Source organism: Sphingomonas sp., assembly GCF_039594485.1.
Lineage (GTDB): Bacteria > Pseudomonadota > Alphaproteobacteria > Sphingomonadales > Sphingomonadaceae > Sphingomonas.
In genome coordinates this window covers 60447-78574 of sequence record NZ_JBCNNI010000011.1, presented here as the reverse complement: position 1 = coordinate 78574, position 18128 = coordinate 60447, and the positions used below count along the sequence as shown (strand labels likewise).

Below are 18128 nucleotides of genomic sequence, written 5' to 3'. Positions count from 1 at the left end.
TCCGCCGACAGATCGGTGACGCTCGACAGGTCGGCTCCGATGACCACGATGCGCGCATCGTGCGGAATCGCCGCCCCGCTCATGCTGGCACCTGTCCGATAATCTGGCGCGACATATTGGATGACGCCATGGCCACAGCGACCGTATCGGTTGCGTCATGATCCGCCCGTTCACCCGTCTCCCAGTCGATCGGAACGCCTTCAGCGGCCGCGATCAGCTTGAGATGGGCAAGGCGCGAAGTCGGGATACCGTTCTTCCGCCAGCTATGGACAGTCGACAGCGGCGTTTCAGCCTTGCGGCTAACGGCAGTCGTGCCGCCAAGCGCGTCGATGATGCGGTCCGATACGGTCGTCATGCGAACGTGATGCGATATTCGCATTCGAAGCGCAATAGGAATATGCGATTATCGAAGTTGCGACTATCGCAGTTCGTCGGAATGGTCTTGGGATGTTGACGCCCCAACAAATCCGCGCCGAACTTGCGTCGCGAAACATGTCCATCGCCGACCTTGCTGAGGCGATAGGCATGAACTCGAATTATTTGGGCAAGGCGCTGGGTGGCACACGCAATTTCAAAGCCAGTGAGATGGCCGCGATCATACGCGAATTTGCCACCGCATCCGCGTCTGAACCGGGACTTCGTAGAATACGGCTCTTAGGTGAAGTTCCCGCAGGCCGTCCTACTGAGGCTGAGCAGCGCGCAGGACGGTGGATTCCCGTTTCCGATCCAGAAACGCCGCCACATGCCTACGCCTTGACGGTCAAAGGCGACTCCATGGACTTGATCGTTCCAGACGGAACCACGCTTATTATTGATCCAGACGATAAAGCTTTATGGCCCGGTCGCCGATACGTCGTACAGACTGAAGACGGCCGGACCACATTCAAAGAATTTCAAGCCGATCCGGCACGACTGGTCCCTTGTTCATCCAATGATGAACACAAGGACATCATGCTCGGTGGTGAACCAATAACAATTCTTGGCCGGGTTTTTTCCTATACGATCCGGGATATACCGCGCCGGAACGGATAAGTTCATTCTCATGGACGGTTTCTATATTCGCGACACCGTCCAAAAAGAACCTGTGATCTTCATCAAAGCCACCCACGCCCGCTTCTATGGCATCGCGGCGGACTGCTGGCACCGTCGCCCGCCAAGGGCCCTTAGGAACACCAAACACGCTTACCCGATAGAACAGACTCACCTGACGTCCTCCCAAACGCGTCACCTGAACTGGAACATTGTAGGAACAAAATCCGATCGGCGTCAATATATGCGATAATCGCAGTTTCTGGATTGACATTGATAATGCGATAATCGCACATGATGGCTATGCCGCACAGAGCGGCAATGGAGGCCATCGTGCATCACCACCCTGCCGACCTATCCGGTCGCGTCCAACGCTGGCGCGCCGCACCTGAAGCGCTGCCCGCGATCATCCGCCGCCATCACACGGCGACCCCGCCCGCACGTCCTGCAATCCAACCGATCGCCCGCCCGCCCCGCGACGATCAGCCTAGCCCCGCCTTGCTCGGCGTCATCGCCGCCTTTGCGGCATGGGTCATCTTCTGCGTCGCCTGCGCCCTCTATGCGGGGGGCAGGTTCTGATGACGATCGTCATTTACGGCCCCGGCCGCACAGGCAAGACGCTCCACGCGCATCGTTTCGCGAAGCACTACGGCTGCACGCGCATTCTCGAAATCGATTCCATCTTCAATTACGGGGATTTGCTCCGCCCCACTGAAGACGGCACCGATTATCTGATCGATGATCGCTACTGCGATATCCTACCAGGGGCCGGGCAGCGCTGCTTGATCCTTTGTCAAGATATTCACGCAATACTGTGGGGATGGCCCAGACCCAATTCTAAGGCGATCCCCGTTCAGGAGGCACGCGCGGCCGTCGGACTGGAGCCGATACCCGAAGGCGGCTTTCCGCTGTCCGCCGCGACCGACCGCCCGACCGGCAAGCTGTCGCTGGCCCTGGGCGTCACCGTGAAACAGCCGACCTTCTACTACAGCTTGGCCGCCAATCTGGAGGATGCCGAGACATGGTACGGTCCGCACGCCAGCCGGAGCGATGCCATCATGGCCGCGCAGGCAAAGACCGACGAAGCCTTCTGGACCGCCATCGGCAAGCCGATGGAGCATGACCTGTCCATCTTCACCCCCGCCATGGCGGCGGAAGACGGCGCGATCGCCACGGCCTTCGACGACAGGAACGGCCAGAATCTGGGCGAGGACGGCGAAAGCGGCCCGACATGGTGGACCGAAGATCATGTCCGCGACCTGATCGACCGCCTGAACGCCACCTTTTCCGCCTGGGCGAAAGACCACGGCTACCACCGCGCATGGATGCTCGACGTGACAGATGAATGCCGCGTCGAACGGGGGTCGCGCTGATATGGCCCAACCTGATCACATCACCCGCGATATCGCCCGCAAATGCGGAGAGGACGTGTCTGCCGCGATCAAGCGCAATATGAGCTTGGCCGACACGCCCGCCGCCAAGCTGGCCGTCAGCCTCTCGGCCGCCTCGACGGCCCTGGGCAACGCCAGCGGCACGTACATGGCGATCCATGACGCCCGCGATCAGCCGCCGGTCCACCATCTGGCGGCCGCCGATGGCATCTGGCGCACGCTGCGCCCCATGGTCCTGAAGGCCATGGCCGATATCCACGCGGTCAAAGGAGTGGAAGAACCCGAATGGGTGCCATCCCCCAATCCCTTCGCACCCGTGGATATCCTGCCCGCCGATCGCGACGCCCTTTACACGGGTCTGATTTCGGCCGGGCATCCGGCCACCTACGCCCGCCACATGGCCTATGACATGCCGGACAGCGACGGCGGGTTGCAGATGCTGGCGCGCCACCGGCTGGCCCATGTCTCTCCCGCGCTGGACCACGCTTACACCTATCACCGTATCAACGAATTGATGGAGGAAGGCGGGTTCTGGAAACCGTGCACCGGCTGTCAGGAAAGCACGGACGGGTACGTTTCGACCACAGATTATCCCTATGACCCGCTTTTTCGATGCCAGCCGGGCAGCGGCTGTCATGAATGCGGCGGGATCGGCGTCCTTTGGGATGACGGGCGCGGCTATGCCGCCATGACATGGGATGAGGTTTCAGACCTCACGACCGATGAAGTAGCGCCGGTCGAGCCCACCGAATTGGCCTGCGCCGCGCTCGATTTCGTGCAGGATGTGCAGAACGTCCTCCTTAGCAAGGACGCCAATCTGCTGATCTTCCCCATGGCGTCGTTGGATCGCCTACTGCCCCTGCTGCGCCCTCAGCAGCACGAAGGAGGCGCAGCATGAGCTATCGCAGCACTCCGGCCTTTGCAGTCGGGGGCGTCTCTTGGCTCGCCTCAGAAGGCCGCACCAGCTATGTCGGCGACCCTACGCCGCCCGGCTGGCGCTGCTTCCACTGCAATGCCCATTTCACTGACCCTAAAGCGGCGTGGCGACACTTCGGCAATCCGACCGAATGCCTGCGATCCGCAAAATTTCGATCAGTCCCACAAGGATGGGTCGACCGGGCGATGCAAATTGAGGCCGCAGCTGATGGGCTGGTATCCGCTGCTTGCGACGCCATACAGCGCGCCCAAGAGGGATCGGGCCGCCTCTATGCTACGAATATCATCGTATTGGATGAACGGATCGCAGCGGTCTTAGAAGCCATCAATCTCCCCGAGCCGCCATTCCCCAAAGGCAAGGGCGGCTCATGATCGGCTTCAGCCTCTTGTCCGATGCCCAGCCGGACACCGCCGATCGCCGCCATTGGCAAGCGGTCCTTCGCGACCGCGAAACGCGCCGCGTCCTCTACGCCCCGCGCCTGCGCGATCAATGGTCGCAGCTAGCGCAGGCGGCCCAGCAGTTGCTGGCCAGCCGTCGCGAACGCGATCCGACCTCGATTGCCAAGCGCCGCATGACGCCCGACGCCGCCCGCCAGCGAGAGCGTGTCATGACCGCGATCGTCGCCATCTGGCGGGACGCGGAGCGCCTGGCCGAAGTCATCGAGCCGATCGACTGGCCGCGTGTCTACGGGGCCAGCTGGTCGGAAATCCTGATCGACCTGCGCGCCGTGGCCAAGGCCGCCGCGACCGGCCCCGATCAGGACATGGCCGCCTGCGCGGTGGCGCTGGCATGGCATTTCGAGCCCGTCATGCCCGGATCGATGCCGCATATCTGGATCGCAGCGGCCTATGTCCGTCATACCGCCCAGCGCGATCGGGAGGCGGCGTGATGGACGCGATCAGCTTTACGGCCCTTCGCATCCAGCATGGATTTGAGCCAATATGAACGCCCCTTCGCGCATTACTCGCGATTCGGGGAAGGATCACGATCCGGCCCTAGTCGAGTTCGTCAAAGCACTCGCCAGACAGGCCGCCGCCCGCGACATTGAACGGGCGCGACAGAGGAACAACGACAGTGCGGACCGTCATATACGCCCGGTTCTCCAGCCACCTTCAAAATAGCCGCTCGATCGAGGATCAGATTGCCGTCTGTCGCGAACGATGCGAGCGCGAAGGCTGGACCATCCTCGACATTTTCACCGATTACGCGATCAGCGGCGCGGCCGGGATCACCGAAGCCCAGCGCCCCGGACTGGCGGCCATGCTGGCGCGGGTCGAGGCTGGCGGCATCGACCAGGTACTCGCCGAATCCACCGACCGCATCGCCCGCCACCAAGGCGACAGCTTCGCCATTCGGGAACGGTTGAATTTCGCTCGCGCCCGACTGTTCACGCTGTCGGACGGCGAGGTGAACGACATTTCGGGCACCTTCAAAGGGCTCATGGATGCGCAGTTCCGCAAGGAGCTGGGCGCGAAAATCAAGCGCGGCCAGAAAGGGACGATCGCGTCCGGCCGCTCCCCGGCCGGGCTGGCCTATGGCTATCGCACCGCCAACCGGATCGACGCCAGCGGCCGCCCCGTGCGGGGCCTGCGCGAAATCGACCCGGAACAGGCCGAAGTCGTCCGCCGTATCTTTCGCCTGTTTGTCGAGGGACAGAGCGCCAGGGCGATTTCGGGCATATTGAACAGCGAAGGCATCCCCGGCCCACGCGGCAACATCTGGCGCATGTCCACGATCAACGGCGACGGCCCGCGCGGCAACGGCATCCTTCGGAACGAACTCTATATCGGCCGCCTGATACACAATCGCACCAGTAAGGTGGTCAACCCGGCCACGCGCAAGGTCGCAATCCGCGTCAACCCCGCCTCCGAGTGGATCACCGAAGAGGTTCCCCACCTCCGCATTATCGCGCAAGAGGATTGGGATGCCACCCGAAGCCGATTCGACCACACGGCGGCCAAGCCGCTCCATAGCCGCGTAAGGAAAAAGCGGATGCTGTCGGGGCTGGGCAAGTGCGGCGTTTGTGGCGGGTCGTGGAATGTGGTCAGCGGCGAACGGTGGGGATGCAAAACCAATCGGTTCGATTTGGGGTGCAGCAACACCGCGACCATATCGACCAAGCGCTATGAGGATCGCGTCTTGGCCGGGCTCAAGTCCAAGCTGTTGGACCCGGAAATCGTCGCCATATTCGTAAAGGAATATCACGACGAATATGCCCGCCGTGCCACCGAAAACCGTCGCGACACCGCCCGCTTTCAACGCGCAATCGAGGAAGCCGACCGGAAGGTGGCCCGCTTGGTCAGCGCCATCGCGAACGGCGCGGGCGAGTTCTCGGAAGTGAAAGACGCGCTTTCGCAGGCGCGACAGGACGGAGCCGCCGCCCGAGCGGCCCTAGCAGCGGTCGAGGCCCTGCCGGTGATCGCGCTGCACCCGACCGTCGCGGCGGACTATCGCCGCGAGGTCGAGCAGCTGCACACCGCACTGAAAGACCCGGCCGCCAAGGAAGCGACGATCCCCGCGCTTCGCGCACTGATAGACCGAATCATTCTAACCCCCGCGCCGGGCGGCCGTGGGGTGCTTATCGAAGTGGAAGGGCGATTGGCCTCGATCATCAACCTAGCCACTGGCGGGAGCCTCCCGCAGGCCGACGCCATGGACTTGCGCCCGGAAGGCGATGCCGCGACGGGATTGTACTCTGGTGGCCAGTTCGCTTTACCCGCTCCAAAAATCCCCCATTGCGAGTGCAGCAGCCTACCAAGCTGAATATGCGGGTTCGATTCCCGTGCCCGTTCCTTTCGTCGCACGACGCCATATCTGGATAAGTAACCGTCCCTGCGCCGCTTGACGCAAACGTCAATCGCCGTCACTCCCACCCGTTCGCCGGACAATCAGGATCAATATCATGGCATCGGTCAATTTCGACATCCCCCATGAACTGGGTCATGCCGAGGCACGCCGCCGCATCGAACAGGGCCTGCCCAAGCTGGAAGCCAAGATTCCCGGCGGCGGACAGGTCACGTCCGAATGGCCCGCCGACGACCGGCTGATGCTGACCATCATCGCCATGGGACAGACGGTGAAGGCCGATATGAACATCGCCGACCGCGCGATCAGCGGGACGGTCGCCATTCCGATGATGCTGTCGATGATGGCCGGCCCCATCGGCGAATTCGTGAAGACCAGCGCCGAGAAGATGCTGGCCAAGGCATAAGCCCTATCGGCCCAGCAAGCGGGAAGCCGACATCATCGTCGAAGGGGGTTCGGCCCGGACCCGATGCGCGCACAGCCTCGCGCCTGGCCGCACTTCCCGCTTGCCCGGCGCGACCCGACAGGCCACCATTTCGGCACCATGCCCACATTGCCCGCCGTCACCACCATCGCCCAGACCATCCAATTGTCGCTGGCGCCCGTCTTCATGCTCGCGGCGATCGGGCAGTTGCTGAACGTGCTGGCCGGGCGGCTGGCGCGGGTCATCGACCGCGCACGCGGGCTGGAGATGATGATCCACAAGATCGATGACGGCCCCGAGCGGATGCGCCACAAATGGGAACTGCGGCTGCTCGACCGGCGCATGTCGATCATCAACGCCGCGCTGTTCCTGGCGGTGTCGAGCGCGGTCATGGCCTGCATCGTCATCGCGGTGCTGTTCATCGCCAATCTCGGCAAATTCCATATCGGCACCTGGATCGCGCTGGCCTTCATCGTGGCGGTGACCCTGCTGATCCTGTGCCTGGTCGCCTTCATGATCGAGGTGCGCATCTCGCTGCGCGCGATCCATGTCCGCAAGGAAATCCTGGATTGACCGGCATTCCGGTCGAGCGCCGGGCGCTGCAACTGGTCGTCGCCATCGCCTGCCTGGTGCCTCTGTCGATCGGGGGGATCAGCGTCGCGGCCGGGCCGGGCTGGCTGGGCCATGCGCCCTCCATTCCCACCGACCTGGACAGCCAGTTCCGCTATGTCTCGGGCATTTTCCTGGGACTGGGGCTGGCCTTTGCGACCTGCATTCCCGGAATAGAGCGCAAGGGCGCGCGGTTCCGGCTGCTCGGCGCGCTGGTGATCGCGGGCGGCGCAGCACGGGCGCTGTCCTGGGCGATGGTCGGCGCACCGTCGATGGGGCATCGGCTGGGGCTCGCGATGGAACTGGGCGTCGTTCCGCTCCTTATGCTCTGGCAGGCGCGCGTTGCGCGACATGGCCTTTGATTTCAGGAGTTTCCGCGATGCGTTTCACCGACCGGTCCTTCCTCGTCACCGGCGGCAGCTCCGGGATCGGCCTGGCCACCGCGGCGCGCCTGATCGCCGAGGGTGGGCGCGTGCTCGTCACGGGCCGCAGCCCCGACCATATCGCCGAGGCGACCAAAGCCCTGCCCGGCGCGACGATCCTCACCCATGACGCCGCCGATCCCGCCGCGACCGGGCTGCTGGTCGACGCGGTACGCGACTTCGCGCCAAAGGGGCTGGACGGCGCCTTCCTCAATGCCGGGATCGGCCGCTTCGCCACGCTGGACGCGATCGATGCGGGCGCGTTCGACGAACATTTCGACCTGAATGTCCGTGCGCCGCTGCTCCAGGCGCAGGCGCTGGGTCCGTTGATGAAGGACGGGTCCGCGTTCCTGCTGATCGGATCGGGCACGGTCGGCGGCGGTCGCGCCGATGCGCTGGTCTATGCCGCCAGCAAATCCGCCGTGCGACAGGCCGCACGCAGCCTCGCCACCCAGTTCGCGCCGCGCGGGATTCGCGTCAACGTCGTCGCCCCCGGCGCGACCGAAACCCGGTTCCACACACGCGGCGGGATGAGCGACGCCGAACTCGGCGACTATAAGGCCAAGGTGTCGAAAGCGGTGCCGCTCGGTCGTCTGGGCAGGCCGGAGGATGTCGCGGGCGTTGCCTGTTTCCTGCTGTCCGACGATGCCGCCTATGTCACCGGCTCCGAATATCGGGTCGACGGCGGACTCACCATGGCATGAGTGGGAGGGGCATGAGTGGGAGGGGCATGAGTGGGAGGGGCATGAGCGGGAGGGGCATGAGCGCCCTGCGCCGGATCGCCAAGGGACTGGCGCTGATCCTCATCCTGATCGGCCTCGCCGCGACGATCGTGCCGCATTATCTCGACCGGCTCTATTATGAGGGACCGGAGAGCGGCCATTATGATGGCGCGCGCTTCTTCAACCCGGACGGCGACGCCGACACGCTGCGCATGCCGATGCGGGGCAGCCGGGGCGGCTTCCTCTGGCGGCAATTGACCGGTGATGACGGCCGCCCGGCCTGGCCCGAGACGGTGGCCGTCCGCCAGACCCGGCCCGAGGCGCGGGTCGAGGGGCAGCGCATGGTCGCGACCTGGATCGGCCATGCGACCGTGCTGGTGCAGACCCAGGGGCTCAACATCCTGACCGACCCCATCTATGCCGAGCGCGCCGGGCCGTTCGGCTTCGGTCCCAAGCGGGTGGCGAAGCCCGGCGTGGCGTTTGACGACCTGCCCCGGATCGACCTGATCCTGATCAGCCACAATCATTATGATCATCTCGATCAGCAGACGCTGAAAAGCTTGTGGCGGCGCGACCGGCCGCTGGTGGTCACCAGCCTGGGCAATGACAGCGTGATCGGACAGGTCGGCGTGCCCGCCACCGCGCTCGACTGGGGGCGCGAGAGGATCATCCGGCCGGGCGTGTCGGTGGTCGTAACCCGCAACCATCATTGGGGCAGCCGCTGGTTCGCCGACCGCAACCGGGCCTTGTGGTCCAGCTTCGTGGTGAAGCTGCCCGGTGGCAATATCTTCTTCGCGGGCGATACCGGGATGGGAGATGGCCGCTGGCCCGAGGAAGCCGCGAAGCTGGGGCCAGTCCGCCTCGCCCTGCTGCCGATCGGCGCGTTCCGTTTCGTGCCCGGCCAGATGGCGGCGGGGAGCCATGTCGGGCCGCCGCAAGCCGCGCAGATTTTCGAGCGACTGGGCGCGTCGACCGCGATCCCCATCCACTGGGGCACCTTCCGCCTGTCCTATGAGGCGTATGATACGCCACCCAAGCTGCTGGATGCGGCGATGCGGTGCTCTTGGTCAGGGGCGTCGCGGCCCGGCGCACGATTCTCCGCGGTCGGCTTGGGCGAGCCGGTGACGATCGGACCCGTCGTTGAACCTCCGCCCCCCGTCGTCGCGCTTCCCCGGCAGACCAGCGATGAGGAGATGCGCAAATGCCTGAATACACCACGGGTTCGGGCGCTGCGCTAAAGCGATTTGACCGTAACTTCCCCCCTCCCCTTCAGGGGTAGGGCGTTGCCGCGAACCGTGGAGCCTGTGGAGAAGCCCCACCCCAACCCCTCCCCTGAAGGGGAGGGGCCAGGGTCTGGATCGACCTCTTATTATCCTCGTCGTGCAGCCGTCGACGCCCGTGCCCTCACAGCGCCGCCACCGCCCCCGGTTTGAGCAGGTCGAGGATCGCCGCCGTCGTCGCCACCGCCCCGGTCACGATCGACGGCTCGGGCGCGATCTTGAACTGGGGGGAGTGGTGCGAGGCGATGGCCGGTCCGCCCGCCTTCGCCGCCGCCAGCGCTTCGGCAGGCGTGCCGCCGACCGACAGATAATAGCCGCGCACGCCGCTGTCCGGCTGGACCAGATAGGCGAAATCCTCCGCGCCCATCCCCTTCTGCTCGAAGGGCGTGACATGATCGGCGCCGAAGGTCGCCGCCATCACCGCGTTCAGCCTTTTGGCCAGCGCGGCGTCGTTGATCGTGGTCGGCGTTCCTTCCGTCACCGTCACCACCGGCATCTTGTCCTCGGGCATCCCGTTCAATTCGCCGATGCCGCGCGCGACCCGCTCGATCCCCGCGAGCAACCGCGCACGCTCCACCTCGTCATTGGCGCGCACCGTCACCTGCAGCTTCGCCTCGTCCGAGATGATGTTGTGCTTGAGCCCCGCATGGAAGGAGCCGACCGTGATGACGCCGGGCTTCAGCGGCTGCTGCTCGCGGCTGATCAGCCCCTGGAGCGCGACGACCAGTTGCGATGCCATATAGACCGGGTCCTTGCCCATATGCGGGCTCGCCCCATGCGCGCCGATCCCCGGCACGGTGATGTCGACCGAATCGGAGGAGGAATATTGAATGCCCTCCGACGCCGACACCGTGCCCGCCGCGCGCTCGGCATCGACATGGAAGGCGACGGCGTAATCGGGCTTGGGGAAACGGCTATAGAGCCCGTCCGCCACCATCGCCTTGGCGCCCCCGACGCGCTCCTCGGCGGGCTGGACGATGAAGACCACCGTACCCCGCCAACGATCCTTGAGCGCCGCCAGCCGACGCGCAGTCGCCACCATCGCGGTGATGTGCGTGTCATGGCCACAGGCATGCATCACCGGCGCCTCCACGCCGTCCACACCCACCTGCCGCACGGTCGAGGCATTGGCGAGCCCCGACTTCTCCTCGACCGGCAGGCCATCCATGTCGGCGCGCAGCAGGACGACCGGCCCCGGCCCGTTCTTCAGCACCCCGACCACGCCGGTCCCGCCGACCTTCTCGGTCACGACCATGCCCGGCACCGCGCGCAGTTCGGCGGCCATGCGCGCGCTGGTCTTCACCTCGCGGAAGGACAGCTCGGGGTTGCGGTGGAACCAGTCCCACAAGCGCCCCAGGTCGCGGTCGTAATCCGCCTTCACGGCGGCGGCATAATCCGGCTCGGCAAGCGCGGGCGTGGCGGACAGCAGCGAAGCCGACAACAGGGCGATGGCGATGACGTGGCGCATGAATTCCCCTTTTGCTGTTTTTCCGCGATGCTAACCCAGATCGACGGGTGACGAAACGGGAACAGATACCCATATTCATCCCCATGGCGATTCAGATCCGCACCACCCTAGACGAGCCCGAAACCGGGGTCAGCTTCGTCCCCCACCGCCCGTCGCGGCCCGAAAAGGCCGAAGGGGGCAAGCGCTTCGAACTGGTCACGGATTACACCGCCAGCGGCGATCAGCCCGCCGCGATCCGCGAACTGACCGCGGCGGCGCGCGCGGGCGACAAGGACCAGGTGCTGCTGGGCGTCACCGGATCGGGCAAGACCTTCACCATGGCCAAGGTCATCGAGGAATTGCAGCGGCCCGCGCTGATCCTCGCGCCCAACAAGATTCTTGCCGCGCAGTTGTACGGGGAGTTCAAGAGCTTCTTCCCCAACAACGCGGTCGAATATTTCGTCAGCTATTACGACTATTACCAGCCCGAGGCCTATGTGCCCCGGTCGGACACATATATTGAGAAGGAAAGCTCGATCAACGAGTCGATCGACCGGATGCGCCATTCGGCGACGCGTGCGCTGCTGGAGCGGGACGACGTCATCATCGTCGCCTCGGTATCCTGCCTCTACGGTATCGGGTCGGTCGAAACCTATTCGGCGATGATCTTCGACCTGAAAAAGGGTCAGAGCGTCGACCAGCGCGAGATCATCCGCAAGCTCGTCGCGCTCCAGTACAAGCGCAACGACGCCGCCTTCATGCGCGGTAATTTCCGGGTGAAGGGCGACAATCTGGAAATCTTCCCGTCGCACTATGAGGATTCGGCGTGGCGCGTGTCCTTCTTCGGCGACGAGATCGAGGAGATTGTCGAGTTCGATCCGCTGACCGGCAAGAAAGTCGCCAGCCTCAACTCGGTGCGCATCTACGCCAACAGCCACTATGTGACCCCCGGCCCGACGATGAAACAGGCGGTCGAGGCGATCAAGTTCGAGCTGACCGAGCGGCTGAAGGAGCTGGAGGCGGAGGGCAAATTGCTGGAACGCCAGCGGTTGGAGCAGCGCACCAATTTCGACTTGGAGATGATCGCCGCCACCGGCAGTTGCAACGGCATCGAGAATTATAGCCGCTTCCTGACCGGCCGCCTGCCCGGCGAGCCGCCGCCCACCCTGTTCGAGTATCTCCCCGAGAATGCGGTGCTGTTCGTCGACGAGAGCCATGTCACGATCGGCCAGATCAACGGCATGTCGCGCGGCGATCATCGGCGCAAGATCACGCTGGCCGAGTACGGCTTCCGCCTGCCCTCCGCGATCGATAACCGGCCGCTGCGCTTCAACGAATGGGACGCGATGCGCCCGCAGACGGTCAGCGTCTCGGCCACCCCCGGCAATTGGGAAATGGAGCAGACCGGCGGCGTCTTCGTCGAACAGGTCATCCGCCCGACGGGGCTGATCGATCCGCCGGTCGAGATCAAGCCGGTCGAGGAACAAGTCCAGGACCTGATCATCGAGGCGCGCAAGACGACCGAACTCGGCTATCGCACCCTCGTCACCACGCTGACCAAGCGGATGGCGGAGGATTTGACCGAATATATGCACGAGGCAGGGATCAAGGTCCGCTACATGCACTCCGACGTCGAGACGCTGGAGCGTATCGAACTGATCCGCGACCTGCGGCTGGGCGTCTATGACGTGCTGATCGGCATCAACCTGCTGCGCGAGGGGTTGGATATTCCCGAATGCGGGCTGGTCGCGATCCTCGACGCGGACAAGGAGGGCTTTCTGCGCTCCGAGACCTCGCTGATCCAGACGATCGGGCGCGCGGCGCGCAACGTCGATGGCCGGGTGATCCTCTATGCAGACCGGATCACCGGATCGATGGAACGCGCCATGTCGGAGACGTCACGGCGTCGCGAGAAGCAGATGGCGTATAACACCGAACACGGCATCACACCGCAGACGATCCGCCGCCAGATCGGCGACATCATCGCCCATGTTGCATCGGGCGATCAGGTGACGGTGCCGATCGACGAAGCCCGTCCGCACATGGTCGGCCATAACTTGCGCGCCTATATCGAGGAACTCGAAAAGAAGATGCGCAAGGCCGCCGCCGATCTCGAATTCGAGGAAGCGGGCCGGTTGCGCGACGAGATCCGGCAGCTGGAAAATGAGGAACTCGGCCTGCCCGTGCATGAGCAGAAGGCCCCGATCATGGGCCGCTCCAACGAGGGCAAGCCGGGCACGCGCAAGACGCGGTTCGGGAAGAGTAAAAAGTTCGCGAGCGGACGCAAGGCGAACTGAGGAGCAGCCCTTTCCCGCCCGAGACGCGGCCCCAGCGAAGGCTGGGGCCTTTGGCGACACAGGGGTTTGAGCCGCCAGAGATTCCGGCCTGCGCCGGGACGGGATGACGGGCGTCAGCCGAGGTCGAGATTCTCCGTCGTCACGCCATAATAACCCGCGACCCGGTCGGCATAAGCCTGATCGAAGACCGGCGCATTGTTGGCCCAGCTCGGCCCGCCCTCCAGCAGGCGACGATCGACGGTGATGACATATTGATCCCCGACTGGATCGAACTGAAGCAGGCTGAACGGCACGGGATAGAAGCTCTTGCCCATGCCCAGGAATCCGCCCAGCGCCAGCACCGCATGGGTAACGCGGCCCGAACGCTTATGCACCATGAAGGCATGGACGCCGCCGATCGCGTCGCCATCGCGGCTCTCCAGCTTCAAATGGCCCGAAACATTGGACTGAACCAGGATCAGGGTCGGCGTATCGTGATCGGCCATGCTTAACCTCCATTTGGTCAGATGAACCCGTCAGGCCGAGATGCGGTTCCGATGCCCGCTGCATCGGCACGCCCCGTCGCACCACGGGGTTGAGCCGGAAGCCCCCCTTCCCCATAGGCTTAGGGTGATGCGTCGACCGTCCCTTGCTTCCCTTGCTCCGGCCATGATCGGTGCTCTTGCTCTGTCGGGCTGTATTCCCGCCACGCCGCGTCCCGAAGCGCCGCCGTCCGTGCCACGCCAGGTCCATCGCCCCGCCCCGCCCGCGCCGCGCCCGGTGACGGGGGCGGACTGGCGCGACTGGCCGCTGACGCCGGGCGACTGGCGTTATCAGCGAACCGCACAGGGCTCGGTCGCGGTCTTCGGCACGGTGGACGCGACCCGGCTGTCGCTGCGTTGCGATCCTCGCCTGCGCCAGATCCATCTCGATCGTCCAGCCTCGGCCGCGGGCACGGTGACGATTCGGACCTCCAGCACGACACGCAACCTGACCGCCCGCGCGGTTGCCACGGGGGCGGAGATGCTGCTGCCCGCCGCCGACCCGCTGCTCGACGCGATGGCGTTCAGCCGAGGGCGCTTCACCATGGAGCAGACCGGCCAGGTGCCACTCGTCATCCCCGCCTATGCCGAGATCGGACGGGTGATCGAGGATTGTCGGGGCTGATCGGAAATGCCGGACCGGGCCGATCCGGCGGGCGCAAGATGTTCGGCCAAAGTCGATTGCATTACAAGTCTTGTTTATCGCGCGATGACTACGCACATTGCATTTGCGCACTTTGAAAGGGCGCGTTGGCTATCCACTAGCGAAAGGAGGTGATCCGATGTCTCATGGTTCAGCAATGGGGTCGGTTCAGTTCGTTCGGGGGACTGGCTTCTGACATCGATAGGCGCGGTGCGGGGGGTATCCTCCCCCAATCAACGGCCGTGCCTGATGTTCTGAGGCCCGCATGGTCTCCCGGGCTGGAGCTCTCCGGCCGCTGACCATGTTTAGGGGTTGCCGGGTCGTCGCGATGACGCCCCGGCAGCCTCTTTTCATTTCTGGGCATGGCAGAAGCCGTGGCCCTCAGCGACTATTTCGGCGATCGAGCATCCCGACCTGTGCCGGGATGACGGATCAATCCGCCTTTTCCTCGCGATATTTCATTTCCAGGAAGCGCCCGCGCGTCGACAGGCTGTCGAGATCGGCTTGCGCCAGACGCTGGGTCATGTCGCCGATCTCCTGTTCGATCAGCTTGAGGCCATCGACCAGCTGCGCGTCGGGCGTCCGGCCGTTGCGCTCGACCCGGCGTAGCGGTTCGGGCACGCGTTCATAGTCGCGCAGGAAAGCGGGGAGCTGCTCGCCGATCAGGCGACGGACCTCCATCGCTTCGGCGGTGTCGTTGTCGACGCCGGCAAGCTGCGGCGACAGCGTGTCGAGCCGCTGGCCGATCCGGTCGACCAGTTGCACAGCGGGCGCGGGCAGCAGCGGGCGCTGCGCCTCCAGCCAGCGTTCGGTCTGCGCGGGCAGCGCCTTGATATCCACCTGCGCCAGCTTGGCAGGACTGGGTGCACGCGCGGCCGGGGCCAGTGCAATGGCCAATGTCACCGCGATCATCAGCATCATCGCCGCCAGCGCGCCGAAAATGCCGATCCCGCCCGGCAGGATCAGGCCCGTCACCATCGCCGCGATCAGGATGACGGCATTGGCGATGGCGATCAGGATCACGCGCTGCAACGCCGAGCGAGCCCGTCGGCGGACCCGCTTGACCGTCTGTTGCGCGGTCCCGCGATAATCCTGCGAGATGCGCGCCATCACTTCGCGCGCACGCTCGATCTGGGCATCGACCTCGTTCGAGCGGGGGGTGCTCACTGGCTTACAATGCCTCCAGCTTGAACGACGAAGAGGAGGCCGCGTTCGTCAGTTGCGGATTCTGCGCCCCCTCGGCACGGGCGATATAGCCCTTCGACTTCTCGACCTCGTTGCCCAGCGTCGTGACCGTGGTCTTCATCGAATCCAGCGCCTTCAGCTTGAAGGTGTCGATCGCATCCATCGTGTCGTAGATATTCTGGAAGGCGCGTTGCAGCGTCTCCAGCGGGATGGTCGATGCGGCCGCCTGTTCGTGAATCTGCGCGGTCTGGCTGCGGAGCAGCTTGCCGGTCGAATCGATGATGTTGGCGGTGGTGGTGTTGAGCGCGGTGATCTGGTCGAGCACCAGTTTCTGGTTCGCCAGCGCCTGCGCGACGGTGACGGCGGTGCGCAGCGCCGAGACGGTGGTGGTGGAGGCGCGGTCGACGCCCTTCACCAGCTCGACATTGTTCTTCTTGACCAGATCGAGCGCCAGATAGCCCTGCACCGTGACCGCCATCTGGGTCAGCAGGTCCTGCGTCCGCTGGCGGGTGTAGAAGAGCGCGGTCTCGCGGATCGCCTTGGCCTTGGCGGGATCGGTGTGATCCAGCTCGTTCGCCGTATCCTCCAGCTTGGCGTCCATCGTCTTGGACAGATGGATCATCTGCTCCAGCCGCCCCATCGCGGTCCAGAGGTTCGCCCGCTCGGTATCGATCGCGGCATTGTCCATCAGCAGTTCGTCGCGGCCCGAGGACAGGCTCTTCAGGATCGCGGCGATATGCGTCTGCGACGAGCGATAGCCGTCGAAATAGTCGCGCATCTTGTTGCCGAAGGGGATGATGCCCAGCAACTTGCGCGGCGCGGACAGATTGCCCTGCTTGCCGGGATCGAGGCTTTCGACCACACGGCGCAGCTCGGTCAGGTCCTTGCCCACGCCCGTCTCGCCGTCCATCGCCTTGACCGGGCGATCGAGGAAGCGGTTGGACTGGCTGGCGGCCTCGCGGATTTCCTTCTGGCCCATCGCGGTGATCGCATCGACGCGGCGGCCGAATTCGGGGCTGTTGACGTCCTGCGCGATCAGTTCGGCGACGAAGCCGTCGACCTTCTGCTCAAGTTGCGTCCGCGTCTTGTCGTCGACGGGAACCAGCCCGGCGGCCTGGGCGGGCGCGACCGTGGGCACGGGATCGGGCGGCGTCAGAGTCAGCCCCTTTTCCCCGGTCACAGTCTCGACGGTCGTGGCCATTCCATAGTCTCCAAATGCCTTGGCCCTAGTGTGGAGGGGATGGCGCGGCGGTTCAAGTGTATTATAGGGATAATACTATGCCTCGCATGGTCGCGATGCCCATCCTTCGCTCGGGCAGGACGGCTCATGGGGCACGCCGCGCCTATCCGTCGAACAGCCCGTCCTGCGAGCCCGCCGGCGGATTCAGCCCCAGATGCTTCCACCCGCCCCCGTTCAGGATCCGCCCCCGCGCGGTGCGGGCGAGCAGGCCGAGCTGGATCAGATAGGGCTCGATCACCTCCTCGATCGTGTCGCGCGGCTCGGAAAGGCCCGCGGCGAGCGTTTCCACGCCCACAGGGCCACCACGATAGACGTCCGCGATCATCGTCAGATAGCGCCGGTCCATCGCGTCCAGGCCCAGCGCATCGACCTCCAGCCGGTTGAGCGCCTGGTCGGCGGCGGCGGCGTTCACGATCTCATGCCCCGCCACGCTGGCGAAGTCGCGCACGCGGCGCAACAACCGCCCGGCGATACGCGGCGTGCCGCGCGAACGCCGCGCCACCTCGATCGCGCCGTCCTCGGCAATGGGCAGGTCGAGCAGGCGCGCGGCGCGCGTCACCACGCGGGTCAGTTCCTCGACCGTGTAGAATTGCAGGCGCACCGGAATGCCGAAGCGATCGCGAAGCGGCGTGGTCAGCAACCCCTGCCGCGTCGTCGCGCCGACCAGCGTGAAGCGCGGCAGGTCGATCCGCACCGACCGGGCGGACGGCCCCTCGCCGATCATCAGGTCGAGGACGCGGTCCTCCATCGCCGGGTACAGGACTTCCTCGACCGCCGGTTGCAGGCGGTGGATCTCGTCGATGAACAGGACGTCGCCGTCCTCCAAATTGGTCAGCAGCGCGGCCAGGTCGCCCGACTTGGCGATGACCGGGCCGGAGGTCGCGCGAAAGCCCACCCCCATTTCGCGCGCGATGATCTGCGCCAGCGTCGTCTTGCCCAGCCCCGGCGGGCCGAAGAACAGCACATGGTCCAGCGCATCGCCGCGCCCGCGCGCCGCCTGGATGAAGACGCGCAGATTGTCGCGCGCCGCCTGCTGCCCGACAAATTCGTCCAGGCTCTTGGGACGAAGCGCGGCATCCACATCCTCGGGGCGGCGGCTGGCGGACAAAAGGCGGTCTTGGTCGGTCACGCGACGAGCCCTAGCGGCTGGGCGAGGCGGCTGTCGAGTTTCGGGTT

The 18128-nt window shown here is 64.9% G+C and carries 21 protein-coding genes; 14 read left to right on the top strand and 7 right to left on the bottom strand.

Annotation, left to right across the window (positions count from 1 at the left end):
* Positions 1 to 79: 79 nt before the first annotated feature.
* Positions 80 to 355 (bottom strand): hypothetical protein, encoded by a 276-nt coding sequence (locus ABDV78_RS07390; RefSeq protein ID WP_343526720.1) that lies wholly within the window; start codon positions 353 to 355, stop codon positions 80 to 82.
* Between the two features lie 92 nt (positions 356 to 447).
* Between ABDV78_RS07390 and ABDV78_RS07385 the strand changes: the two genes are divergently transcribed.
* The 3 genes from ABDV78_RS07385 (at position 448) to ABDV78_RS07375 (ending at position 2402) form a co-directional block, all read left to right on the top strand.
* Complete coding sequence (locus tag ABDV78_RS07385) at positions 448 to 1032, top strand: LexA family transcriptional regulator (protein WP_343526719.1); 585 nt, start codon at positions 448 to 450, stop codon at positions 1030 to 1032.
* Between the two features lie 330 nt (positions 1033 to 1362).
* Entirely contained in the window at positions 1363 to 1608 is a 246-nt protein-coding gene (locus tag ABDV78_RS07380) for a hypothetical protein (protein ID WP_343526718.1), read from the top strand.
* Positions 1608 to 2402 (top strand): ATP-binding protein, encoded by a 795-nt coding sequence (locus ABDV78_RS07375; protein WP_343526717.1) that lies wholly within the window; start codon positions 1608 to 1610, stop codon positions 2400 to 2402. The genes ABDV78_RS07380 and ABDV78_RS07375 overlap by 1 nt, the downstream gene beginning before the upstream one ends.
* Before the next feature lie 15 nt (positions 2403 to 2417).
* Here ABDV78_RS07375 and ABDV78_RS07370 read toward each other — a convergent pair whose 3' ends face one another.
* The gene (locus ABDV78_RS07370; protein ID WP_343526716.1) at positions 2418 to 2570 is read right to left on the bottom strand and encodes a hypothetical protein; all 153 of its coding nucleotides are present in this window, start codon (positions 2568 to 2570) and stop codon (positions 2418 to 2420) included.
* Between ABDV78_RS07370 and ABDV78_RS07365 the strand changes: the two genes are divergently transcribed.
* From ABDV78_RS07365 to ABDV78_RS07325, 9 genes are all read left to right on the top strand, one after another.
* The gene (locus ABDV78_RS07365; RefSeq protein ID WP_343526715.1) at positions 2569 to 3318 is read left to right on the top strand and encodes a hypothetical protein; all 750 of its coding nucleotides are present in this window, start codon (positions 2569 to 2571) and stop codon (positions 3316 to 3318) included. The two genes, ABDV78_RS07370 and ABDV78_RS07365, sit on opposite strands and share 2 nt — an antisense overlap.
* Positions 3315 to 3728 carry a hypothetical protein gene (locus tag ABDV78_RS07360; RefSeq protein WP_343526714.1) on the top strand — a complete coding sequence of 138 codons (414 nt, stop codon included), beginning with the start codon at positions 3315 to 3317 and terminating at the stop codon, positions 3726 to 3728. The genes ABDV78_RS07365 and ABDV78_RS07360 overlap by 4 nt, the downstream gene beginning before the upstream one ends.
* Complete coding sequence (locus ABDV78_RS07355) at positions 3725 to 4246, top strand: hypothetical protein (RefSeq protein WP_343526713.1); 522 nt, start codon at positions 3725 to 3727, stop codon at positions 4244 to 4246. Before ABDV78_RS07360 ends, ABDV78_RS07355 begins: the two co-directional genes overlap by 4 nt.
* Before the next feature lie 155 nt (positions 4247 to 4401).
* Positions 4402 to 6120 carry a recombinase family protein gene (locus ABDV78_RS07350; protein WP_343526712.1) on the top strand — a complete coding sequence of 573 codons (1719 nt, stop codon included), beginning with the start codon at positions 4402 to 4404 and terminating at the stop codon, positions 6118 to 6120.
* Between the two features lie 139 nt (positions 6121 to 6259).
* The gene (locus ABDV78_RS07345; RefSeq protein ID WP_267434056.1) at positions 6260 to 6568 is read left to right on the top strand and encodes a polyhydroxyalkanoic acid system family protein; all 309 of its coding nucleotides are present in this window, start codon (positions 6260 to 6262) and stop codon (positions 6566 to 6568) included.
* Positions 6569 to 6706: 138 nt separating this feature from the next.
* Complete coding sequence (locus ABDV78_RS07340; protein ID WP_343526780.1) at positions 6707 to 7159, top strand: DUF2721 domain-containing protein; 453 nt, start codon at positions 6707 to 6709, stop codon at positions 7157 to 7159.
* The gene (locus tag ABDV78_RS07335) at positions 7156 to 7557 is read left to right on the top strand and encodes a DUF4345 domain-containing protein (RefSeq protein ID WP_343526711.1); all 402 of its coding nucleotides are present in this window, start codon (positions 7156 to 7158) and stop codon (positions 7555 to 7557) included. Before ABDV78_RS07340 ends, ABDV78_RS07335 begins: the two co-directional genes overlap by 4 nt.
* A 17-nt stretch (positions 7558 to 7574) precedes the next feature.
* Positions 7575 to 8321 (top strand): SDR family oxidoreductase, encoded by a 747-nt coding sequence (locus tag ABDV78_RS07330; protein ID WP_343526710.1) that lies wholly within the window; start codon positions 7575 to 7577, stop codon positions 8319 to 8321.
* A gap of 56 nt (positions 8322 to 8377) precedes the next feature.
* Positions 8378 to 9577 carry an MBL fold metallo-hydrolase gene (locus ABDV78_RS07325; RefSeq protein WP_343526709.1) on the top strand — a complete coding sequence of 400 codons (1200 nt, stop codon included), beginning with the start codon at positions 8378 to 8380 and terminating at the stop codon, positions 9575 to 9577.
* 166 nt (positions 9578 to 9743) lie between these two features.
* On the opposite strand, the gene ABDV78_RS07320 is transcribed toward ABDV78_RS07325, so the two are convergent.
* Positions 9744 to 11087 (bottom strand): amidohydrolase, encoded by a 1344-nt coding sequence (locus ABDV78_RS07320; RefSeq protein ID WP_343526708.1) that lies wholly within the window; start codon positions 11085 to 11087, stop codon positions 9744 to 9746.
* Between the two features lie 83 nt (positions 11088 to 11170).
* Between ABDV78_RS07320 and uvrB the strand changes: the two genes are divergently transcribed.
* Positions 11171 to 13363 (top strand): excinuclease ABC subunit UvrB, encoded by a 2193-nt coding sequence (uvrB, locus tag ABDV78_RS07315; protein WP_343526707.1) that lies wholly within the window; start codon positions 11171 to 11173, stop codon positions 13361 to 13363.
* A 113-nt stretch (positions 13364 to 13476) separates the two neighbouring features.
* On the opposite strand, the gene ABDV78_RS07310 is transcribed toward uvrB, so the two are convergent.
* On the bottom strand, positions 13477 to 13848 hold the full coding sequence (locus tag ABDV78_RS07310; RefSeq protein WP_343526706.1) for a PRC-barrel domain-containing protein: 372 nt from the start codon (positions 13846 to 13848) through the stop codon (positions 13477 to 13479).
* A 163-nt stretch (positions 13849 to 14011) separates the two neighbouring features.
* Here ABDV78_RS07310 and ABDV78_RS07305 point away from each other — a divergent pair, with 163 nt between their 5' ends.
* Positions 14012 to 14509, top strand: a complete 498-nt coding sequence (locus ABDV78_RS07305) for a hypothetical protein (RefSeq protein ID WP_343526705.1) — start codon at positions 14012 to 14014, stop codon at positions 14507 to 14509.
* Positions 14510 to 14959: 450 nt separating this feature from the next.
* Here ABDV78_RS07305 and ABDV78_RS07300 read toward each other — a convergent pair whose 3' ends face one another.
* From ABDV78_RS07300 to ruvB, 3 genes are all read right to left on the bottom strand, one after another.
* Positions 14960 to 15694: a hypothetical protein gene (locus tag ABDV78_RS07300; protein WP_343526704.1), complete on the bottom strand. Its 735-nt coding sequence runs from the start codon at positions 15692 to 15694 to the stop codon at positions 14960 to 14962.
* 4 nt (positions 15695 to 15698) lie between these two features.
* Positions 15699 to 16913 (bottom strand): toxic anion resistance protein, encoded by a 1215-nt coding sequence (locus ABDV78_RS07295; RefSeq protein WP_343526703.1) that lies wholly within the window; start codon positions 16911 to 16913, stop codon positions 15699 to 15701.
* Between the two features lie 142 nt (positions 16914 to 17055).
* A complete protein-coding gene (gene ruvB / locus ABDV78_RS07290; RefSeq protein ID WP_343526702.1) occupies positions 17056 to 18081 on the bottom strand; it encodes a Holliday junction branch migration DNA helicase RuvB in 1026 nt (341 codons plus the stop codon).
* Positions 18082 to 18128: the final 47 nt, after the last annotated feature.